Raw genomic sequence first — 18,132 nt, 5'->3', positions numbered from 1 at the left:
AACAGCACTTCCCAGAGGAATTGTCATGACCAACACCGCAACGTTGACAGAAAACCTTCCCTCGTCGACCAGCACGATCCACGTCGAGAAATTGACCTGTTCGATCGGGGCAGAGTTGTCCGGGGTGGATCTCGGCGAGGTCGCGCGAGATGCTGCACTCTTTGCCCAGATCAAGGCATTGCTGCTCGAACACAAGGTTCTGTTCTTTCGCGACCAGAACTTCTCCAGAGCCGAGCACGTAGAGCTTGCCCAGCGATTCGGTGAGCTCGAGGATCATCCGGCCCTGGGCAGCGACCCCGACCACCCGGGCCTGGTCCGCATCTACAAAGACCTGGACAGCCCGCCGGAGCATTTCGAGAATGCGTATCACTGCGACGCCACCTGGCGCGTGAACCCTCCCATGGGATGTGTATTGCGTTGTGTGGAAACACCTCCGGTCGGCGGCGACACGATTTGGGTGAACATGGCACTCGCCTACGAGAATCTGCCGGCGCGGGTCAAGGAGCAGATCAAGGACCTGCGTGCCAGGCACAGTATCGAGTCGACCTTCGGCGCTCGGATGCCGATCGATCAGCGGCACCAGCTGAAGGAACGCTTTCCCGACGCCGAACATCCCGTGGTACGAACACATCCGGAGACCGGCGAGAAGATTCTCTTCGTCAATTCGTTCGCCACACACCTCGTGAACTATCACACGCCCGAGAACGTCCGCTACGGAATCGATTACGCCCCCGGTGCCGGAAACCTGCTCACCTACCTGGCCAGTCAGGCCCAGATTCCCGAGTATCAGGTTCGGTGGCGCTGGACCGAGAACAGCGTCGCGATCTGGGACAACCGGTCGACACAGCATTACGCGGTGCAGGACTACTGGCCCGCGGTTCGAAAGATGGAGCGCGCCGGAATCATCGGCGACGCACCGTTCTGATCTCTCTTCCCAGCCCCGAGAATAATTCATTCACTCGATCGGAGTCACGCTATGCATTTCCACGACGATTCACTGTTCCCCGAAACCCAGGACAAGCTTGTCATCACCGTTGCTCCCTACGGACCGGAGTGGGAGCCGGACGATTTTGCAGAAGACCTCCCGTTGTCGATGGACGAGCACGTCCAGCAAGCCGTCGACTGCTTCAACGCCGGTGCCACCGTTCTCCACATCCACGTGCGTGAACTCGACGGCAAGGGCTCGAAGCGACTGTCGAAGTTCAACGAGCTTCTCGGCCGCTTGCGTGAGGCCGTTCCCGAGATGATTCTGCAGGTCGGCGGCTCGATTTCGTTTGCCCCGGAGGGCGAAGGCGCCGATGCGAAGTGGTTGTCCGACGACGTGCGTCACATGCTGGCGGAATTGGAGCCGGCTCCCGATCAGGTGACGATCGCGATCAACACCAGCCAGATGAACATCATGGAACTGATGACCGACGACGACATCGCGGGTACGTCGATGCAGCGTCCGGAATTGGCGGACACGTATCGGGAAATGACCGTGCCCGCCGGTCCGGAGTGGGTGGCAGAGCACCTGCGCCGGTTGCAGGCCGCCGGAATCCAGCCGCATTTCCAGTTGTCCAGTATCCCGCAGCTCGAAACGGTGGAGCGGTTGATCCGACGCGGCATCTACACCGGCCCGGTCAACCTCACATGGGTGGCAATCGGCGGCGGCTTCGACGGCCCCAACCCGTACAACATGATGAACTTCGTCCAGCGTGTTCCCGACGGTGCGTGCCTGACGCTGGAAACGCTGATGCGTAGCGTCCTGCCGGTGAACACGATGGCCATCGCGATGGGCTTGCACGCTCGTTGCGGCAACGAGGACACCATCTGGGGCCGCAAGGGCGAGAAGATGACGTCGGTGCAGCAGATCGAGCAGTTGGTGCGCATTGCAGGCGAATTGGGCCGCGAGGTGGCTACCGCGAAGGAAGCTCGGGACATCTACCGGATCGGCGAGACGTATGCCGACACCGACGAGACGTTGGCGAAGCTGGGTTACGCGCCCAACCGCCGGATCGGCCAGCTGGGATTCACGCAGCACGCCTGAGTTCGCACCCTCTCGTACAACAGTTCCGGGGGTACGAACCGCGACGGTTCGTACCCCCGAATCCCCCCGTCTACCTCGAGTACTTCTAGGAGAGTCATGGGACTGCAAGCTCCCGCCACGCCACGTGTGGACACCGCGCTCGGAATCGGCGGACGACGAAAGTTATACCCGTGGATCGTTTTCGCCCTGGCTTTCGGTCTTCTGCTCTCGGACTACATGTCGAGGCAGGTGCTCAGTGCAGTCTTCCCGATCCTGAAAGCGGACTGGGATCTCTCCGATTCGCACCTCGCCTCCCTGAGCAGCGTGGTGGCATTGATGGTCGGGCTGTTGACGTTCCCGTTGTCGCTGCTCGCGGACCGCTGGGGCCGCGTCAAGAGCTTGATCTTGATGGCGGTGTTGTGGAGTGTCGCGACGTTGCTGTGCGCAATCGCTCAGACCTACGAACAGATGTTGGGCGCCCGGTTCCTGGTCGGTGTCGGTGAAGCGGCGTACGGCAGCGTGGGTATCGCCGTGGTCCTCAGTGTGTTTGCGCCCCGCGTGCACGCAGCTCTTGCCGGTGCCTTCATGGCCGGTGGATCGTTCGGTTCGGTCATCGGTGTGGCAATCGGTGGGTTCATCGCAGTCCAGTTCAGTTGGCGGTGGTCTTTTGCCGCCATGGCGATCTTCGGTCTGATTCTGGTTGCGCTGTTCCGTGCCCTCGTCACCGAGAAGAAGCTCACCGCTTACGCCGTCGAGGCCGCGCCGGATGCCGCCGGGGAAGCGGTGAGAAACGACGGTTTTCGTGCGCCGGTGTCCTCGCTGTTCACCAATCCCGCCGTGTTGTTCGCCTACATCGGTGGTGGTCTCCAGATGTTCACCGCCGCTGTACTTCTGGCGTGGTTGCCGAGTTTCTTCAATCGCTACTACGATTTGGCCCCGGACAAGGCCGGCGTCACAGCTTCCGTATTCGTCCTCTTGGTCGGAAGTGGGATGGTGGTGTGCGGGTTCATCACAGATCGATTCAGCCGCGACGATTCGGCGCGGAAATGGACCACCGCAATCGTCTACTGCGCCATCTCGTTGGTGACGCTGAGTATCGGGCTCCGGTTGGATACGGGGACAGCGCAACTCGTGTTGCTCGGTATCGGTGCATTCTTCTCTGCCGGTTCGTCGGGGCCGACGGCAGCTATGGTCGCGAACCTTACCCATCACTCGATTCGAGCGTCGGCCATGGGAACGCTCACCGTTGCCAACAACCTTCTTGGGCTGGCGCTCGGTCCCTTCGTGGTCGGCATCCTCGCCGATCACCTGGGTCTTCTTGGCGCTCTACAGCTTTCGCCCTTCGTCTATGTCGTCGCGGCCCTCGCGTTGGTAGCCGGCAAGCGTGCCTATCCCGCCGGGATGAGGCGGCTGGCGACGTTGCAGAATCGGCCCGAGATCCCCGGCGCCACTGAAGTAGCAGAAGTTCGGAGTTCCTGATGGATGAATCACCCACGGTAGTAATAGTTCCCGGTCTGCGCGATCATGTCGAGGATCATTGGCAGACTCACCTCGCGCGCAGGCTCGACAACGTTCTGACGGTTCCTCCCCTCGAGACCGACAAGCTCAGTCGCGATGCCAGGGTTGCGGCATTGGACGAGGTGTTGACAAGTGTTTCCAGCCCGGTGGTCCTGGTCGCGCACAGCGCCGGAGTCATGACAGTTGCCCACTGGGCGAGGGCGCATCATCGAGATGTTGCCGGCGCACTTCTGGTCACGCCGGCGGATCTCGAACTTCCTCTACCCGAGTCCTATCCGTCTCTCGAGGAGCTCGATCGGAACGGGTGGCTACCGATACCGCGTCAGCGTCTGCCTTTTCCGAGCACGGTCGCGGCGAGTCGGAACGATCCGCTCGCCGGGTATCGCCGAGTTGTGGGTTTGGCTGAAGGATGGGGGAGTCGGTTGCTGGATCTGGGTGAGGTCGGACATCTCAATCCGGCGTCCGGATACGGGTATTGGCCGCGGGCGGAATCGTTGGTGCGGGAACTGCGCGAGTCGGTGTCGCGCGCTGCCTCGTCCCATGCCACGGATTCCGATGCGCAGGAGGAACACAGTCATGCTTGATCTTGCTGCTCTGCTGGAAGACTCGGCCCGGCGGTACCCGGAACGGGATGCGCTGGTTCTCGGGGAAGCGAGGCTGACGTATGCGCAGTTCGACGCCTACGCGAATCGCATCGCCCATCTGCTCGTCTCGCGGGGTGTCGAGCCAGGTGACAAGGTGGCGTTGTCCTGCCCGAACGTTCTCGAGTTCCCGATCGTCTACTACGGCATTCTCAAGGCCGGTGGCGTCGTCGTTCCTCTGAACATCCTGCTCAAGGGGCGCGAAATTGCCTATCACCTGGCTGATTCGGAAGCGAAGCTGTACTTCTGTTTCGAGGGAAGTCCCGAATTACCGATCGCCGAGTACGCCATCGCCGGGTTCGAGCAGAGCGAGACCTGTTCGGCCCTGATCGTGATCAGCACCGAGCCGGGTGCACCGTCGTCGATCCTCGGAGTCGAGACTCTAGGCGAAGCACTGGCATCCGTGTCCGGCACGGAAACGCCTGCAGCCGCGGTTGTTCGTGAACCGACGGACACCGCGGTCATTCTCTACACCAGCGGCACGACCGGAAAGCCCAAGGGCGCCGAACTCACTCACAGCAACATGGTCTTGAATGCACTGTCGACCAACCGGTTGTTCGAGAGCGTTCCGTCCATGCATGAGCGTTATCTCCTGACTTTGCCGTTGTTCCACTCGTTCGGCCAGACAGTGACCATGAATGCGGGAATCTGCGTCGGTGCCACTTTGGTGTTGATGCCGCGCTTCGATGCGACCGCGGCACTCGAGATCATGGAACGCGAAAAGATCTCGGTCTTCGCGGGCGTCCCGACCATGTATTGGGGACTGCTCGGCGTGCTGGACGAGGTAGTGAAATCCGGGGTGGATATCGAGACCGTTGCACAGAACATGCGGTGCGCGATCTCCGGTGGTGCAGCGCTTCCCGTCGAAATCTTGACACAGTTCAGGGAACGCTTCGGTGTTCAGATCCTCGAAGGGTACGGGTTGTCCGAGACCTCTCCGTTGGCCTTGTTCAGTGACCCGGAGAGCGACCCCCGGCCCGGTTCGATCGGCGTGCCGATCTGGGGCGTCGAAGCGCGGCTTGTCGATGACTCTTGGCGTACGATCACCGGCCCCGATGAAGTGGGAGAGTTGGCCATTCGCGGGCACAACGTCATGAAGGGCTATTTCAACCGACCCGAGGCGACGGCGGAAGTAATGTGCGACGGATGGTTTCGCACCGGGGATCTGGCACGGGTCGATACCGACGGAAATTACTACATCGTCGACCGCGCGAAGGACATGATCGTGCGGGGAGGATTCAACGTCTACCCGCGCGAAATCGAAGAGGTTCTGCTCACCCACCCAGCCGTCTCACTCGTCGCCGTCGTCGGGGTGCCGGACACGAGCCTCGGCGAAGAAGTTGTCGCGTTCGTGATCCGAGAGCCGAGTGAAGAGATCTCCGAATCGGATCTCGTGGAATGGTCGCGGGAACAGATGGCCGCCTACAAATATCCGCGCCGCATCGAGTTCGTGCCGTCGCTACCGATGACGGCAACCGGAAAGATTCTCAAACGTGAACTGAATCAAGCATTTTCGATTGTCTGAGGAGATCGATGACTGACGTTCGAGCAAGTGAAGCTTTTCCCGTGACCCAGGCTATGAAGGATTCGGGTGGCTGGAATCCGTTGTGGGACGGACTTTCGGAGCTGGATCCCGAGTGGACCGAGCTGTACATGAAGACAGCAATGCAGCCCTGGAACAGTGGGGTGCTGTCACCTCAGGTGATCCAGTTGCTGTGCATAGCCGTCGATGCGGCGAGCACGCACATGTACGCGCCCGGCGTACGACGCCATGTTCGCGCCGCGCTCGACATGGGAGTGACCCCGAAGGAGATTCTCGAGGTGCTGAAACTGACCACCGTCGTCGGGATTCACTCCTGCAATGTCGGCGTTCCGATCCTGATGGAGGAAATCGCGAACCGGTGATGGCGGTCAGTCCCGTTCGCGGTTCTCCCGTTCCTCACGCTGACGCTGGAGGAACGGGCTCGGGTTCTGTCCGCCGATCGGGCCGTGGCCGAGGACTCCGTGCTCGTAGGCGGACTCCGCGTGCAGGGCAACGTCGATTCCGCGGGCCTCGTCTTCACGCGAAATACGGAAGCCGAAGGTCTTGTCGATGAGCTTTCCGAGACCGTAGGTCACACCGAAGGCATAGAGCGCGACCACGACGACACCGACGAACTGCTTGCCCAGCTGCGCGAATCCACCGCCGAAGAACAAACCTTCCGGACCGCCCGTCATCACGGCCGTCGCGAGGAGTCCGATCAGCAACGAGCCGACGATTCCGCCGACGAGGTGCACGCCGACGACGTCGAGGGAGTCGTCGTAGCCGAGCTTGTGCTTCCATCCCACGGCGTACGAGCAGACGATGCCCGCGATCAGACCGATGACGAGCGCACCGAACATGTTCACCGTTCCGCACGACGGGGTGATCGCGACCAGACCGGCGACGACACCCGAAGCTGCGCCGAACGTCGTGGGGTGTCCGTCACGGTTCTGCTCGACGAACAGCCAGCCGAGTAGTCCGGTACAGCCGGCGACGAGTGTGTTGAGGAAGATCTGCGAGGCCATACCGTCGGCCGCAAGGGCCGACCCGGCGTTGAATCCGAACCAACCGAACCAGAGCAGACCGACGCCGAGCAGGACGAACGGCAGATTGTGCGGACGCATCGACTCGGCCTTGAAACCCATCCGCTGGCCGAGGACCAGTGCCAATGCCAGGCCTGACGCTCCGGACACGATTTCGACCACGAGGCCACCGGCGTAGTCGAGTGCGCCCATCTGGGCGAGCCATCCCTGCGGATTCCACACCCAGTGAGCGACGGGGACATAGACGAGCAAGGACCAGATGGGGACGAAGATCATCCAGGCGGAGAACTTCGCGCGGTCGGCGATCGCACCACTGATGAGTGCTGCAGTAAGGATTGCGAACGTCAATTGGAAGGTTGCGAACAACACTTCCGGGACATTCCCGTGCACGGTCGACGGGTCGATGCCCGCCATGCCGATGTGTTCGAGTCCGCCGATGATGCCACCGTGATCGTCGCCGAACACGAGGCTGTAGCCCACGAACAACCACGCGACCGTGACGAGTGCGATGGAGACGAAGCTCATCATGATCATGTTGAGTACGCCGGTCGAGCGGACCATGCCGCCGTAGAAGAGCGCGAGTCCTGGCGTCATCAGAAGTACGAGTGCAGTACTGACGAGCAACCAGGCAGTTGCTCCGGCATCGATGGTGGCGGGCACAGTTTTCTCCTCACGCATGCGGACCAGCCCGCGTGCACGGAACCCACGATGGGTGCGTGCGGTTTCCTCCGCACTGCGATTGTGTTGCGAACATGTTTCGGGAGAAGTCGGCGTTGCACCCGCACCGGATCACCTGTCGTGGGTCGCCGGTAGTCTTTGCGCGTGGCCCTGTACCGGAAGTATCGACCCGCGTCCTTCGCCGAGGTGGTGGGGCAGGAGCATGTCACCGCACCGCTCAGCACGGCCCTCGACACCGGACGCATCAACCATGCCTATCTGTTTTCCGGCCCGCGTGGCTGTGGAAAGACGTCGTCGGCGCGAATCCTGGCGCGTTCGCTGAACTGTGAGCAGGGACCGACGTCGACGCCGTGCGATGTATGCGACTCGTGCGTTTCGCTTGGCCCGGGCGGCACAGGCAACCTGGACGTGACGGAACTCGACGCCGCAAGTCACGGTGGCGTCGACGACACCCGAGAACTCCGAGACAAGGCGTTCCACGCCCCCGCCGCTTCTCGCTACCGCGTCTTCATCATCGACGAGGCACACATGGTGACGGCGGCGGGCTTCAACGCGCTGCTCAAGATCGTCGAAGAGCCGCCGGAGCACCTCATCTTCATCTTTGCGACGACGGAACCGGAAAAGGTTCTCCCGACCATCCGTTCGCGTACACACCACTACCCGTTCCGCCTGTTGGCGCCGTCGACCATGCGCGGACTCCTGGAAAAGATCTGCGCCCAGGAAGGCGTGCCGGTCGAGCCTGCTGTTTATCCCCTGGTCATCAAGGCTGGCGGTGGTTCGCCTCGCGACTCGTTGAGTGTCCTCGATCAGTTGCTCGCGGGAGCCGGCGAAGAAGGTGTCACGTATCCGCGGGCGCTCTCTCTTCTCGGAGTCACCGACGTCGCGCTCATCGACGAAGCAGTAGACGCCCTGTCTGCCAGTGACGGAGCCGCCTTGTTCGGCACTGTCGATCGGGTGATGGACGCCGGTCACGATCCACGCCGATTCGCGCTCGATCTCCTCGAACGTCTACGCGATCTCATTTTGATGCAGGCAGTCTCCGATGCCAGCGAACGAGGGTTGGTCGATGCGCCGGAGGCCGAGCTGGTCACGATGCGTGAACAGATTCAGCGAGTCGGCCCGGCCACGCTCACCCGTTTCGCCGAAACCGTCCACGCTGGTCTCAGTGAAATGCGTGGGGCGACGGCGCCGCGGCTGCTGCTCGAAGTGATGTGCGCGAGAATGCTGCTTCCTTCGGCCTCCGACACCGAGTCGGCTGTGTTGCAGCGGCTCGAGCGCCTGGAACAAGGTATTCCGGCTGCCGGAGTCGCGGCTGCCGCTGCCCCTCGCGCGGCAGCAACGCCGGCACCGACTGTGCCGCCGCTCGAACCGGAGATTGCTTCCAAGTTCCAACGGCCCTCCCAACGCAAGGCCGAGCCTGAGGCACGGCCGGAACCAGCCGCCCCGGCTCCGGCGGCGCCGCCGGTCGTCGAGGCTCCTGTCGTCGAACCTCCGGCAGCGGCAGCTCCCGTGGTCGAGCCTCCCACCGTCGAGATCGTGGAATCGCCGGTTGCGGAAGCTCCAGTGGTTGAAGCTCCTGTGGTTGAACCACCGGCTCCTGCTCCGGTCGAAGCGGAAGAGCTGATCGGGCTTGCCGAGCCGGAACCCGACTACGAGCCCGAGCCCGAGTACGAGGAGCCGGCGGCTGCGGAAGCTGCGCCGGTCTCGGCGGGCCCCACAGTCGAGACCCTCCGTGAATCGTGGAACACCTTGCGCAACAAGGTCGGTGAACGAAACAAGGTTCTTCCGGCCATGCTGTCCGCTGCGACGGTTCACGACGTGCGTGGACATGTTGTGGTCATCGCTCACGGCTCGCCGGTCCTGGGTGCTCGTGTGACGCAACCGCACAACGCGGCGGTCATCTGCGAGGTCCTTGCCGAGATGTTCGGTGGCACTTGGCAAGTCGAGTACCAAGAAGGTGCGCCCACAGCGCCGGCAGCATCGAGCGCACCCAAGGCGACAGAAGCTGCGAGCCGCCCGGCCGCTGCGCCCCGCTTCTCGCGCCCCAGTCAGGAGCGTGCAGCGCAGCAGCCCAAGGCCCCGCAGCCCCAGCGCGGAGATTCGGACGACATTCCGCCGCCTGAGGCCCCCGACTATCCGGAAGACCCTGGACCGGCCCCTGCTCCTGAGGTCGACTACGAGGCAACTCCTCCGCCTGCAACGCCGGAGGACGAGGACGAGATGTTCGCGGAGGCGGCTGAGCCCGCTGATCCGACTGCCAGACGTGATCCCGAGGACGTTGCAAAGGAACTCCTCAAGGACGTCCTCGGGGCACGCCGCCTCGAAAGCTGAGTTGCCGACTCGGTCCGTGCGCGTGAAACGGCTGTCGGAATGCCGCGGCACCACTGTGTGATCGAATTGTTATAAGTGCCGTTCCTTTTGTGTGCGCACGTGTCGAAAGGGCACCGACTCGGCCCGGCAAAGCTGAATTGTGTGTGGCCGGTTTGCTGGCACATTCGTTCGCTCAATTCCGGTGTAACGAAACATCGATTCGGACGATGGTCGCCGAAGAATATCTGGAATTTCTCGTTGTCTGATCGACATTCGCGTGCTGTTGCTAATTCTCGGTGTGTCACGAATGTTCAGATTGATAGTTGTCGGATGTTTGTTTTGCGGTGATCGACCAATTTGGGACATTCGGCGAATTGGCCACATATTCGGCATTGCGGCATTTCGGTGCGCACTCAACTGAGCATTTGCCGATCTCGAGAAAACGGTGGCCGTGAAACCCGTGTCCGGTACGGATGTTCAAACCACTGCTTGACCGGCGACGAAGCAAATAAGTAACTCCGAGTTACAGCTAACTCTCGATTGCTGTCAAATTGCTGATACATGTTCACGGAGCTGAACGACCTTTGTTATTTGTTTATGCCTTGAGGTGAATCTGCGTTTTACACACGGCTGAACGCGTGGTTAGTCTTCGGTCGATTGAGTCTCCCGTGGATGCGCGCGAAAATAGGAAGTGTAAGATGACTGAAGATTCAACTAATCCCGCGATCGCGATAGTCGGGATGAGCATGTGGTCTCCCGGTGCCCATGATCTGCAAGGATTTTGGGAGAACGTCCTCGCGCGACGGATGCAATTCCGAAAGTTTCCCGAGTCGCGGATGTCGCTCGACGACTACTGGAGCGCGAGCCCTGACGACGTCGACAAGACATACGCCGACCGCGGCGCGTTCATGGACGGTTTCGAATTCGACTGGGTCGGTCGCCGGATACCGGAGCGAACCTTCAAGTCGACAGATCTCACACACTGGTTGGCGCTGGAAACAGCACTCGGGGCTTTGACGGACGCGGGCTACAGCCGAGGATCGGTGCCAACTGGACGCAGCGCCGCAATCGTCGGCAACTCCCTCACCGGTGAAGAATCCCGGATGTGGTCGATGCGTTTGCGTTGGCCTTACGTCAAGCGCGCACTCGCTGTGGCAGCCGAAGCGCGCCAGTTGGACAGTTCCGTCGCCGATGCTCTCGCCGAGACGATGGAAGAGGTCTACAAAGGCCCGTTGGTGGAGCCGAGTGAAGACACTCTGGCCGGCATGTTGTCGAATACGATCGCCGGCCGTATCTGCAATTACCTCGACTTCAACGGCGGCGGGTACGTCGTGGACGGTGCGTGCGCGTCCGGAATGCTCGCGGTGGCGACTGCAGCCGAAAAGCTGGCGTCCGGCGCGGCCGACTTCGTATTGGCAGGTGGAGTCGACGTCAGCCTGGATCCTTTGGAACTGGTGGGATTCGCCCGTTTGGGTGCACTGACACGCGGCGACATGAACGTGTACGACGCAAGCCGAAGCGGATTCATCCCGGGTGAAGGTTGCGGATTCGTGGCCTTGAAACGACTCGAGGACGCCAGGGCGGACGGCGACTACGTGTACGCGACGATTCGCGGCTGGGGCATCTCCACCGATGGCAAGGGTGGAATTACCAAGCCCCGCGCCGAAACTCAGGCCGAAATGATCCGTCGCGCATACTCGGGAGCGGGATTCGCGGCCAGCGAGGTTGCCTTTGTCGAAGGACACGGAACTGGTACTCCCGTCGGGGACCCTGTCGAACTGGCCGGCGTCCAGCAGGCCGCGCAGACGGACGGACCAGTCGAGGCTCGTAGCATCGGCATGACCTCACTGAAGTCGCTGATCGGGCACACGAAGGCGGCGTCGGGCATCCTTGCGCTGATCAAGGCGACCATGGCCGTCAATCAACGAATCCTTCCGCCGCTCGCCGGTTGCACCGACCCGAACCCGGCGTTCGGAACCGAAGCACCGGCACTCTTTCCGCTTGTCAACGGCGAGATCAGAGATTCGTCGGAGAAGATGCGTGCCGGTGCGCAAGCCATGGGTTTCGGCGGTATCAACTGCCACGTCGCGATCGAATCGGCTGATGCACCGTCCAGCAAGCTGACACCCTCGCAAGACGTCCGCACGATGATGGCGTCGTATCAGGACACCGAGGTATTTGTACTCTCTGCAGATTCCGCGGTGGACTTGGCGACCCGAGCGCGGGATGTTGCAGATCTGGCGGTTCCGTTGAGTGTTGCCGAGCTGCTGGACTTTTCGGCGAAACTCTCGCGAGTGATCTCGCCGACCGCGCCCTTCCGTGCCGCAGTGGTGGCCGGACGTCCCGCGCAGTTGGCCGAACGCATGCGTCAGCTTGCCGTGATCTGCGAGAACTCCGCTCCAGCTTCCGGCCAGGTCAAGGTGGTGAGCAACGAGATCTCGATTTCGAACAGCGTCCGCCACGACATCGGATTCCTCTTCCCTGGACAGGGATCCCAACAACTCGAGATGGCTCGCGTGCTGATCGAGCGCTTCGAGTGGGCGCGCGAACTGGCGACCAAGGCGGACGGCTGGTTGGAGGGAGTTGGAGCGGAGGCGATCACGCCGCGGATTCTGCGGAACCCGGTCAAGAGCGCAGACGCTGCGGAATTGGCGAAGTGGAAGCGGGACCTCGCCCAGACACAGTTCACCCAGCCCGCCGTCGCCTTGGCGTCGCTGCTCTGGTTCGAGTACCTCCGCCGATTGGGTGTCACACCCAGTGCTGTCGCCGGCCACAGTCTCGGGGAGTTGACTGCGCTCTACGCGGCCGGAGCTTACGACCAGAAGACGCTGATCACCTTGGCTGCGGCGAAGGGTGCGGCCATGGCTGTCAGTGGTGGTGGAAACGGCGCAATGGCGAGCCTGACCTGCGACCGATCGACGGCTGAGGCGATCATCGCGGAGGCAAAGGGTTACGCGACCGTCGCGAATCTGAATACGCCCACGCAGAGTGTGGTTTCGGGTACCAAAGACGCGGTCGACGATGTGGTTGCCATCGCGAAGACCCGCGGAGTGTCGGCTCAGGCGCTTGCCGTGTCGAATGCTTTCCACTCCGAGATGATGAACGAGGCCGAACGGGAGCTGAAGTCCACTGCGCCCGTTGACGAGCAAGTTGATTCGTTGACTTGCCCCGTGTATTCCTGCGTCGAAGGGGAACGCGTACAGACGCCACTGGCACTTCGCGAACTGGTCACCAAACAGGTTGTCTCACCGGTTGACTGGGTCAAGACGGTAAGTGGGATCTCGCAGGAAGTGGACCTGCTCGTCGAGGTCGGACCCGGCCGTGTGCTGACCGGGCTCACCAAGGCGATCAATGGGACCGACGGCGTGCGCTGCTTCCCCGTTGCGTCCAAGTCCGGACGCGACGAGGACTTCAACGTCGCACTGGCCGCGATGTACGTACACGGCGCTCAGGTCCGCTGGAACGAACTTTTCGACGGCCGGTTCGTGCGCGAATTCGTTCCTGCCGATCAGAAGGTATTCATCGAGAACCTGGCCGAGGCGAAGCTGACGGTTACCTCTGCTCCCGAACCGCTCGCACTTGGTACGTCCGGCGGGGATCCGGCTGCGGCGCTGGCCGATTACCTGAGCCGACGCGGGACCTTCCTCGTCGACGTCATTCGCGCGGATGTAGGCAGTGGAGCGACTTCTCCGTCTTCTCCATCTGTTCCATCTGCTCCGACTTCGCGGGCAGTCACCAACGGCCACGAATCTGTAGCAGCGAAAGCTCCTTCGCCGGTTTCGGCTCCGGTAGTCGAAGAGCCGGCTGTCGCGGGCGCTGGGTCCGTGGAAAGTGAGCTGATCAGGATCCTCGCCGATACGACGGGATTCCCCGCCGAGTCGATCACGACGGATCTGCGTCTGCTCGATGATCTGAATCTCGACTCGATCAGTGCGGCAGAGGCTATTTCGAAGGTTGCACATCAGTTCGAGGTTGTCGACCTCGACCCTGCCGAGTTGGCCAACGCCACCATCGGAGAAGCAGCATCGCTGATCCTTGCGGCATCACCGCATCCCGGTTCTGCCGTTCCAGCAGCGAGTTCGGCGCAGTCGGACGTGTCGCGAATACTGCTCGAGGTAATCGCGGAGGACACCGGATTTCCGGTGGAGTCTCTCGACGTCGATCTCCACCTTCTGGACGACCTGAACATGGACTCGATCAAGGCCGCCGATGCAATCGCGACGGTGGCAACACGATTGGGTGTTCAGGGTGACCTGGATCCGGCCGAACTCGTCAACGTCAGCCTGGGTGAACTGATCGAAGTGCTCGATCGGTCCGCGAAGGAGAAGTCGGGGCAGCAGCAGCCGGCTGCGCGAGCGCTGCCGGCGAAGGCAAAGGGTATATCAGCCGACAGCTTCACCTGGGTTCGCGATTACACCCTGGAAAAGGTTCGGAGCGAGACAGCGTTGCACGGAGTCCGAGACCTCACGGACACGACGTTTGTCGTCATCGGTGACGACGCTGGTTTGGTCGGAAGGTTGGAATCCGAACTTCGAGGTCGTGGCGCTCAGGTCGACATTCGCACATTCTCCGACAGCACTACTGCGAATGCACACCACGTGGTTGCCGTAATGCCGGGCGTGACCGATGATTCCGTCACCGAAAGCGGCTTGCGCCGTGGGATCGAACACATGTACAAGATAGTTCCGGCGCAGCAAAGTGGAGGCGCGCGAACCACATTGGCAGTGGTTCAGTTCACCGATGTCGAGTTGAGCAATCCAGCGCCGGTGCCGAGTGTGGCGGCTTTCACCGCTTCGGTGCATCACGAGCGTCCCGAACTGGATGTGCGCGTCATAGGATTCGACGGCTCGACTGCGGACGCGGAGGTGGCAGCCACTGTCGTCTCCGAGTTGGATTCGGTTGCACCCTATGTGTTCGCGACTTACGACGCCGAGATGGGACGCACGGCACTGCAACCGCGGGTTCTCGCCTCCAACGACTACACCGTCCGCGAAAGCGGATTGGGAAGTTCGGATGTCGTGGTCGTGACCGGTGGCGCGAAAGGCATCATGGCCCAATGTGCTCTGGCCCTCGGTCGAAAGACCGGCGCCGAACTGGTGCTGATCGGAAGCTCTCAGCGACAAGCGGGCGACGAAATCGCCTCCACTCTTGCGGACTTCACGTCTGCCGGTTTGAGCGCTCACTACTATCGCTGCAACGTCACGGATGCCGCGGCGGTGGCCGGCGTCGTCGCCCAGATCGAGGTCGAGGTGGGGCCGATCACCGGGTTTGTCCACGGTGCGGGGGCAAATGTTCCGCGGCGGTTCGAGAGAGTCGACAGCGCTGCGGCTTTCAAGGAGGTTGCACCTAAGGTCCTGGGCGCAGCCAACTTCGTCGAAGCGCTCGCTGATCGTGACTTGAAGCTGTTCGTGGGCTTCTCTTCCATCATCGGATTCACGGGTATGCCCGGAAACAGTTGGTATGCATACGGAAACGAGCTTCTCGACGAAATGGTGGTGCGGTATGCCGCCAGGCACCCGAAGACTCGGACGTTCTCACTCGCGTACAGCGTGTGGGGAGAGACCGGAATGGGCGCCCGCATGGGCAGTGTCAACCACCTCGCGAAGATGGGTGTCATGCCGATTTCGACGGCTGCGGGAGTGGATCATTTCCTTCGCCTGGTCGACAGCGGACCCGAGGCGAGTCGTATCGTCGTGACCAGTCGACTCGGCGGTCTCGACACCTGGGCGCCTGCAGCACCGGCTCTGCCGGCGGTGTCGCGCTACATCGACCAAGTGGTGACATTCGAGCCTCAGGTAGAACTGGTGACCCGGACGACGTTGTCCACGTCGGCGGATCCCTTTGTCCTCGATCATGTCTGGAAGGGATCGGCGCTGCTTCCGACGGTGTTCGGGCTCGAGGCGATGTCGCAGGCGGCGGCGTATGTCACGGGACGCGTGACCCTGGGTCGCGTCCGCATCGACGACATCAAACTGGATCGACCGATCGTCGTCGACACGGTCGAGGGCACCAGAGTCGAGATCAAGGCAAGCGTCGTGGAGCAGGATCGTGATGCCGCAGGAACGCGGGTGCATGTCACGATCGGCACCGAACGGACCGGGTACGGGCGGCCCCATTTCTCGGCCGACTTCATCTTCGGGCTGGACGAATCACTGCCGGAGTTCGAGAAGGAGTTGCCGCGACCTGTGCTCGACATCGATCCGTTGGACGACCTCTACTCGTGGTTGCTGTTCCAGGAGGGCGATTTCCGCCGACTCGATGAGATCTCGAGCCTCGATTCCGAGCACATTCTCTTCAGTGCTATTTCGCGAGCCGACCGTAAGCAGCATCTCCTCGGTGATCCGTATTTCCTCGATTCCCTGCTCCAATCGGGCCAGATCATGGTTCCGCGGGAGATCTGCCTTCCGGTCAACATTGCGCGAATCGACATGTACGACGGACGATTCGAGGCTCGTTCGTTCACCGCGTACGCCTACGACAAGGTGCAGACAGAGACCCACATGCAAGCCGACGTGGCGGTGGTGAAGGACGGACGAGTGGTGATGCAGCTCGAGGGATATCGCTCCCAGATTCTCTCCCACGACGAAAGCCGTCCTACGGCTGAGGAAATCGCGGATCCGACTGCGCGCGACGCACAGATCATTCTCGACAAGCTCGCGCAACACAGCCGGGCGTTGGGAGTGAAGAGCCCGCGGGTTGTGGTCGCGCACACCCCGGGGATTCACGAGTTGACCAAGTCGGAACGCCACGAGCAGGAGAAACCGATCGCCGAGGCGGCCGTGAACATTCATCTCGATGAGGATGTGGTGATCAAATGAGTAATGCCTTTGCCATCGAATGGCAGGAAACCGGAAAGCCCGTCGTTGTCGGTGATATTCCGCCCTCTGTGGATGTCTCGCTCTCGCACGACGGCAGCAAGTCACTCAGTTCGGCCGGCGACTGGCCTCAGGGGTGTGACATCGAACCGATTCGCTCCCGAACCGTCGTGCAGTGGAAGGCGCTTCTGGGTTCGGCGCGGATTCCGCTGCTCGACGAGTTGATCGCAGGCGGCGAATCACTCGATCGTGCGGGAACCAGGCTGTGGGCGGCGGCCGAGGCGATCCGAAAGGCCACGGGGCAGATGTCGGTTTCTCTGGCGATGGGCGCCAGGGAGGAAGACGCAGTGACCTTCCGCGGCGGCGCAGAGGGAAGCGTGGTGGTTCTGACCTTTCCGGCTCTGTTGACGGACAACGAGGAGCGGATTCTCGCTTTCGTGACCGATGAGGCGGATGCCGAAGAGCGTGTTTCGGACGAGGCGGATGCCGAAGAGTCGGCGCAGGACCCGGCACCACAGTTCGACACCGGCCCGTTGTCGGCGAAGTCTCTCGCGCAGTTCGATCCGATGGCCTACGGCTCCGACGTGCATGTGGTGGCCCGGAGCGGCTATCCGGCGGTGTCGATCCGGTTCCCCGTCGGGTTCCGGGACGCGTGCAACGTCGGTGGATCAGTGGGGTTCGCGAGCTTCGCGCTGTGGTTGGGCGCTTTGCGAGAGAGGGGAACCGGACCGATCTCGAAGCAGATCGTGGAGGACATGGCGACGGGCCGTTGGGGCATGGTGACCAACAACTCCGAGGTGTTCATCGATGCGAACCTGTACACCGACGACATTGTCGAGGGGACGATCTGGATCACCGAGCTCACCGGTCCGGATCGGGCAACCACCAATCTGCATGTCGAATGGTGCCGGGTCGACGGCGAGACGCGCACTCACATCGGGTGGAGTGCGATGCAGACGACGTGGGTGGAAATCCTCTCCCACGGTGTGGTGGCGGCACGGCCGATGCCGCAGTACTTCCACGATTTCATCGAGCCGATGACGATTCCGACGGGGGCGAAGAACGTCGCTGTCCCCACACAACCGAAGGACGTCGATCGTGGTTCCTTGATCCGCTCGGCTCCGATGGTGCCGCGCAATCCGTACCTGCTCGAATCCGAGGTGTTCTCGACGACGATGCAGGACGGAAACGTCGTGGGCAACATCTACTTCGGTAACTATTACATCTGGCAGTCGAGGGTTCGGGACAAGTTCCTCGCCCGTTCTCAGCGTGAGGCCATGGCGGCCAGAGGCGCTCTCGGGGAACTGCGTTGTGTGCACACCAGAGTTGAGCATCTGCGCGAGGTCATGCCGTTCGACGACGTCCTGGTCACGATGTCCTTGACTGCCCTCTACGAGAGGGGGATCGACCTCGAGTTCGAGTACTTCAAGGTCAATCAGGACGGATCACGGGAGAAGCTCGCGATCGCTCGGCACAGAACTGTCTGGACGATGCCGGGCGCTCCGGGAGAACTGGAAATCTCTCCGCCGTCGAAACTTCCGCAGTCACTGATCGATTCGGTGCTGGAGGCGATCGACGGAAAGTAGACGGGGGATTT

Annotated in this window: 10 protein-coding genes; 9 read left to right on the top strand and 1 reads right to left on the bottom strand. The window is 61.8% G+C overall.

The window, feature by feature from the left end; all coding sequences use genetic code 11:
* The first annotated feature begins 25 nt into the window (after positions 1–25).
* The 6 genes from EEB12_RS13285 to EEB12_RS13260 all read left to right on the top strand — a co-directional run bounded on the left by EEB12_RS13285 (position 26) and on the right by EEB12_RS13260 (position 6,072).
* The gene (locus EEB12_RS13285) at positions 26–925 is read left to right on the top strand and encodes a TauD/TfdA dioxygenase family protein (protein WP_141487932.1); all 900 of its coding nucleotides are present in this window, start codon (positions 26–28) and stop codon (positions 923–925) included.
* Positions 926–976: 51 nt separating this feature from the next.
* Entirely contained in the window at positions 977–2,029 is a 1,053-nt protein-coding gene (locus EEB12_RS13280) for a 3-keto-5-aminohexanoate cleavage protein (protein ID WP_003943988.1), read from the top strand.
* A gap of 96 nt (positions 2,030–2,125) precedes the next feature.
* Positions 2,126–3,487, top strand: a complete 1,362-nt coding sequence (locus EEB12_RS13275; protein ID WP_097387989.1) for an MFS transporter — start codon at positions 2,126–2,128, stop codon at positions 3,485–3,487.
* Positions 3,487–4,110, top strand: a complete 624-nt coding sequence (locus tag EEB12_RS13270) for an RBBP9/YdeN family alpha/beta hydrolase (protein WP_141487931.1) — start codon at positions 3,487–3,489, stop codon at positions 4,108–4,110. The genes EEB12_RS13275 and EEB12_RS13270 overlap by 1 nt, the downstream gene beginning before the upstream one ends.
* Positions 4,103–5,692 carry a long-chain-fatty-acid--CoA ligase gene (locus EEB12_RS13265; RefSeq protein ID WP_141487930.1) on the top strand — a complete coding sequence of 530 codons (1,590 nt, stop codon included), beginning with the start codon at positions 4,103–4,105 and terminating at the stop codon, positions 5,690–5,692. Before EEB12_RS13270 ends, EEB12_RS13265 begins: the two co-directional genes overlap by 8 nt.
* A gap of 8 nt (positions 5,693–5,700) precedes the next feature.
* Positions 5,701–6,072, top strand: coding sequence for a carboxymuconolactone decarboxylase family protein (locus EEB12_RS13260; protein ID WP_141487929.1), 372 nt, complete (start codon positions 5,701–5,703; stop codon positions 6,070–6,072).
* A 6-nt stretch (positions 6,073–6,078) separates the two neighbouring features.
* Here EEB12_RS13260 and EEB12_RS13255 read toward each other — a convergent pair whose 3' ends face one another.
* Complete coding sequence (locus EEB12_RS13255; protein ID WP_003943791.1) at positions 6,079–7,392, bottom strand: ammonium transporter; 1,314 nt, start codon at positions 7,390–7,392, stop codon at positions 6,079–6,081.
* Between the two features lie 162 nt (positions 7,393–7,554).
* On the opposite strand from EEB12_RS13255, the gene EEB12_RS13250 reads away from it, so the two are divergent.
* From EEB12_RS13250 to EEB12_RS13240, 3 genes are all read left to right on the top strand, one after another.
* Positions 7,555–9,741, top strand: coding sequence for a DNA polymerase III subunit gamma and tau (locus tag EEB12_RS13250; protein WP_141487928.1), 2,187 nt, complete (start codon positions 7,555–7,557; stop codon positions 9,739–9,741).
* A gap of 677 nt (positions 9,742–10,418) precedes the next feature.
* Complete coding sequence (locus EEB12_RS13245; protein ID WP_141487927.1) at positions 10,419–16,538, top strand: type I polyketide synthase; 6,120 nt, start codon at positions 10,419–10,421, stop codon at positions 16,536–16,538.
* Positions 16,535–18,121 (top strand): hypothetical protein, encoded by a 1,587-nt coding sequence (locus EEB12_RS13240; RefSeq protein ID WP_141487926.1) that lies wholly within the window; start codon positions 16,535–16,537, stop codon positions 18,119–18,121. The genes EEB12_RS13245 and EEB12_RS13240 overlap by 4 nt, the downstream gene beginning before the upstream one ends.
* Positions 18,122–18,132 lie beyond the last annotated feature (11 nt).

This window comes from Rhodococcus sp. WS1, from assembly GCF_003797745.1.
GTDB classification, from domain to species: Bacteria; Actinomycetota; Actinomycetes; order Mycobacteriales; family Mycobacteriaceae; genus Rhodococcus_F; species Rhodococcus_F erythropolis.
Note: the sequence above shows the minus strand (reverse complement) of the source record. Positions and strands in the feature narration are given on the sequence as shown.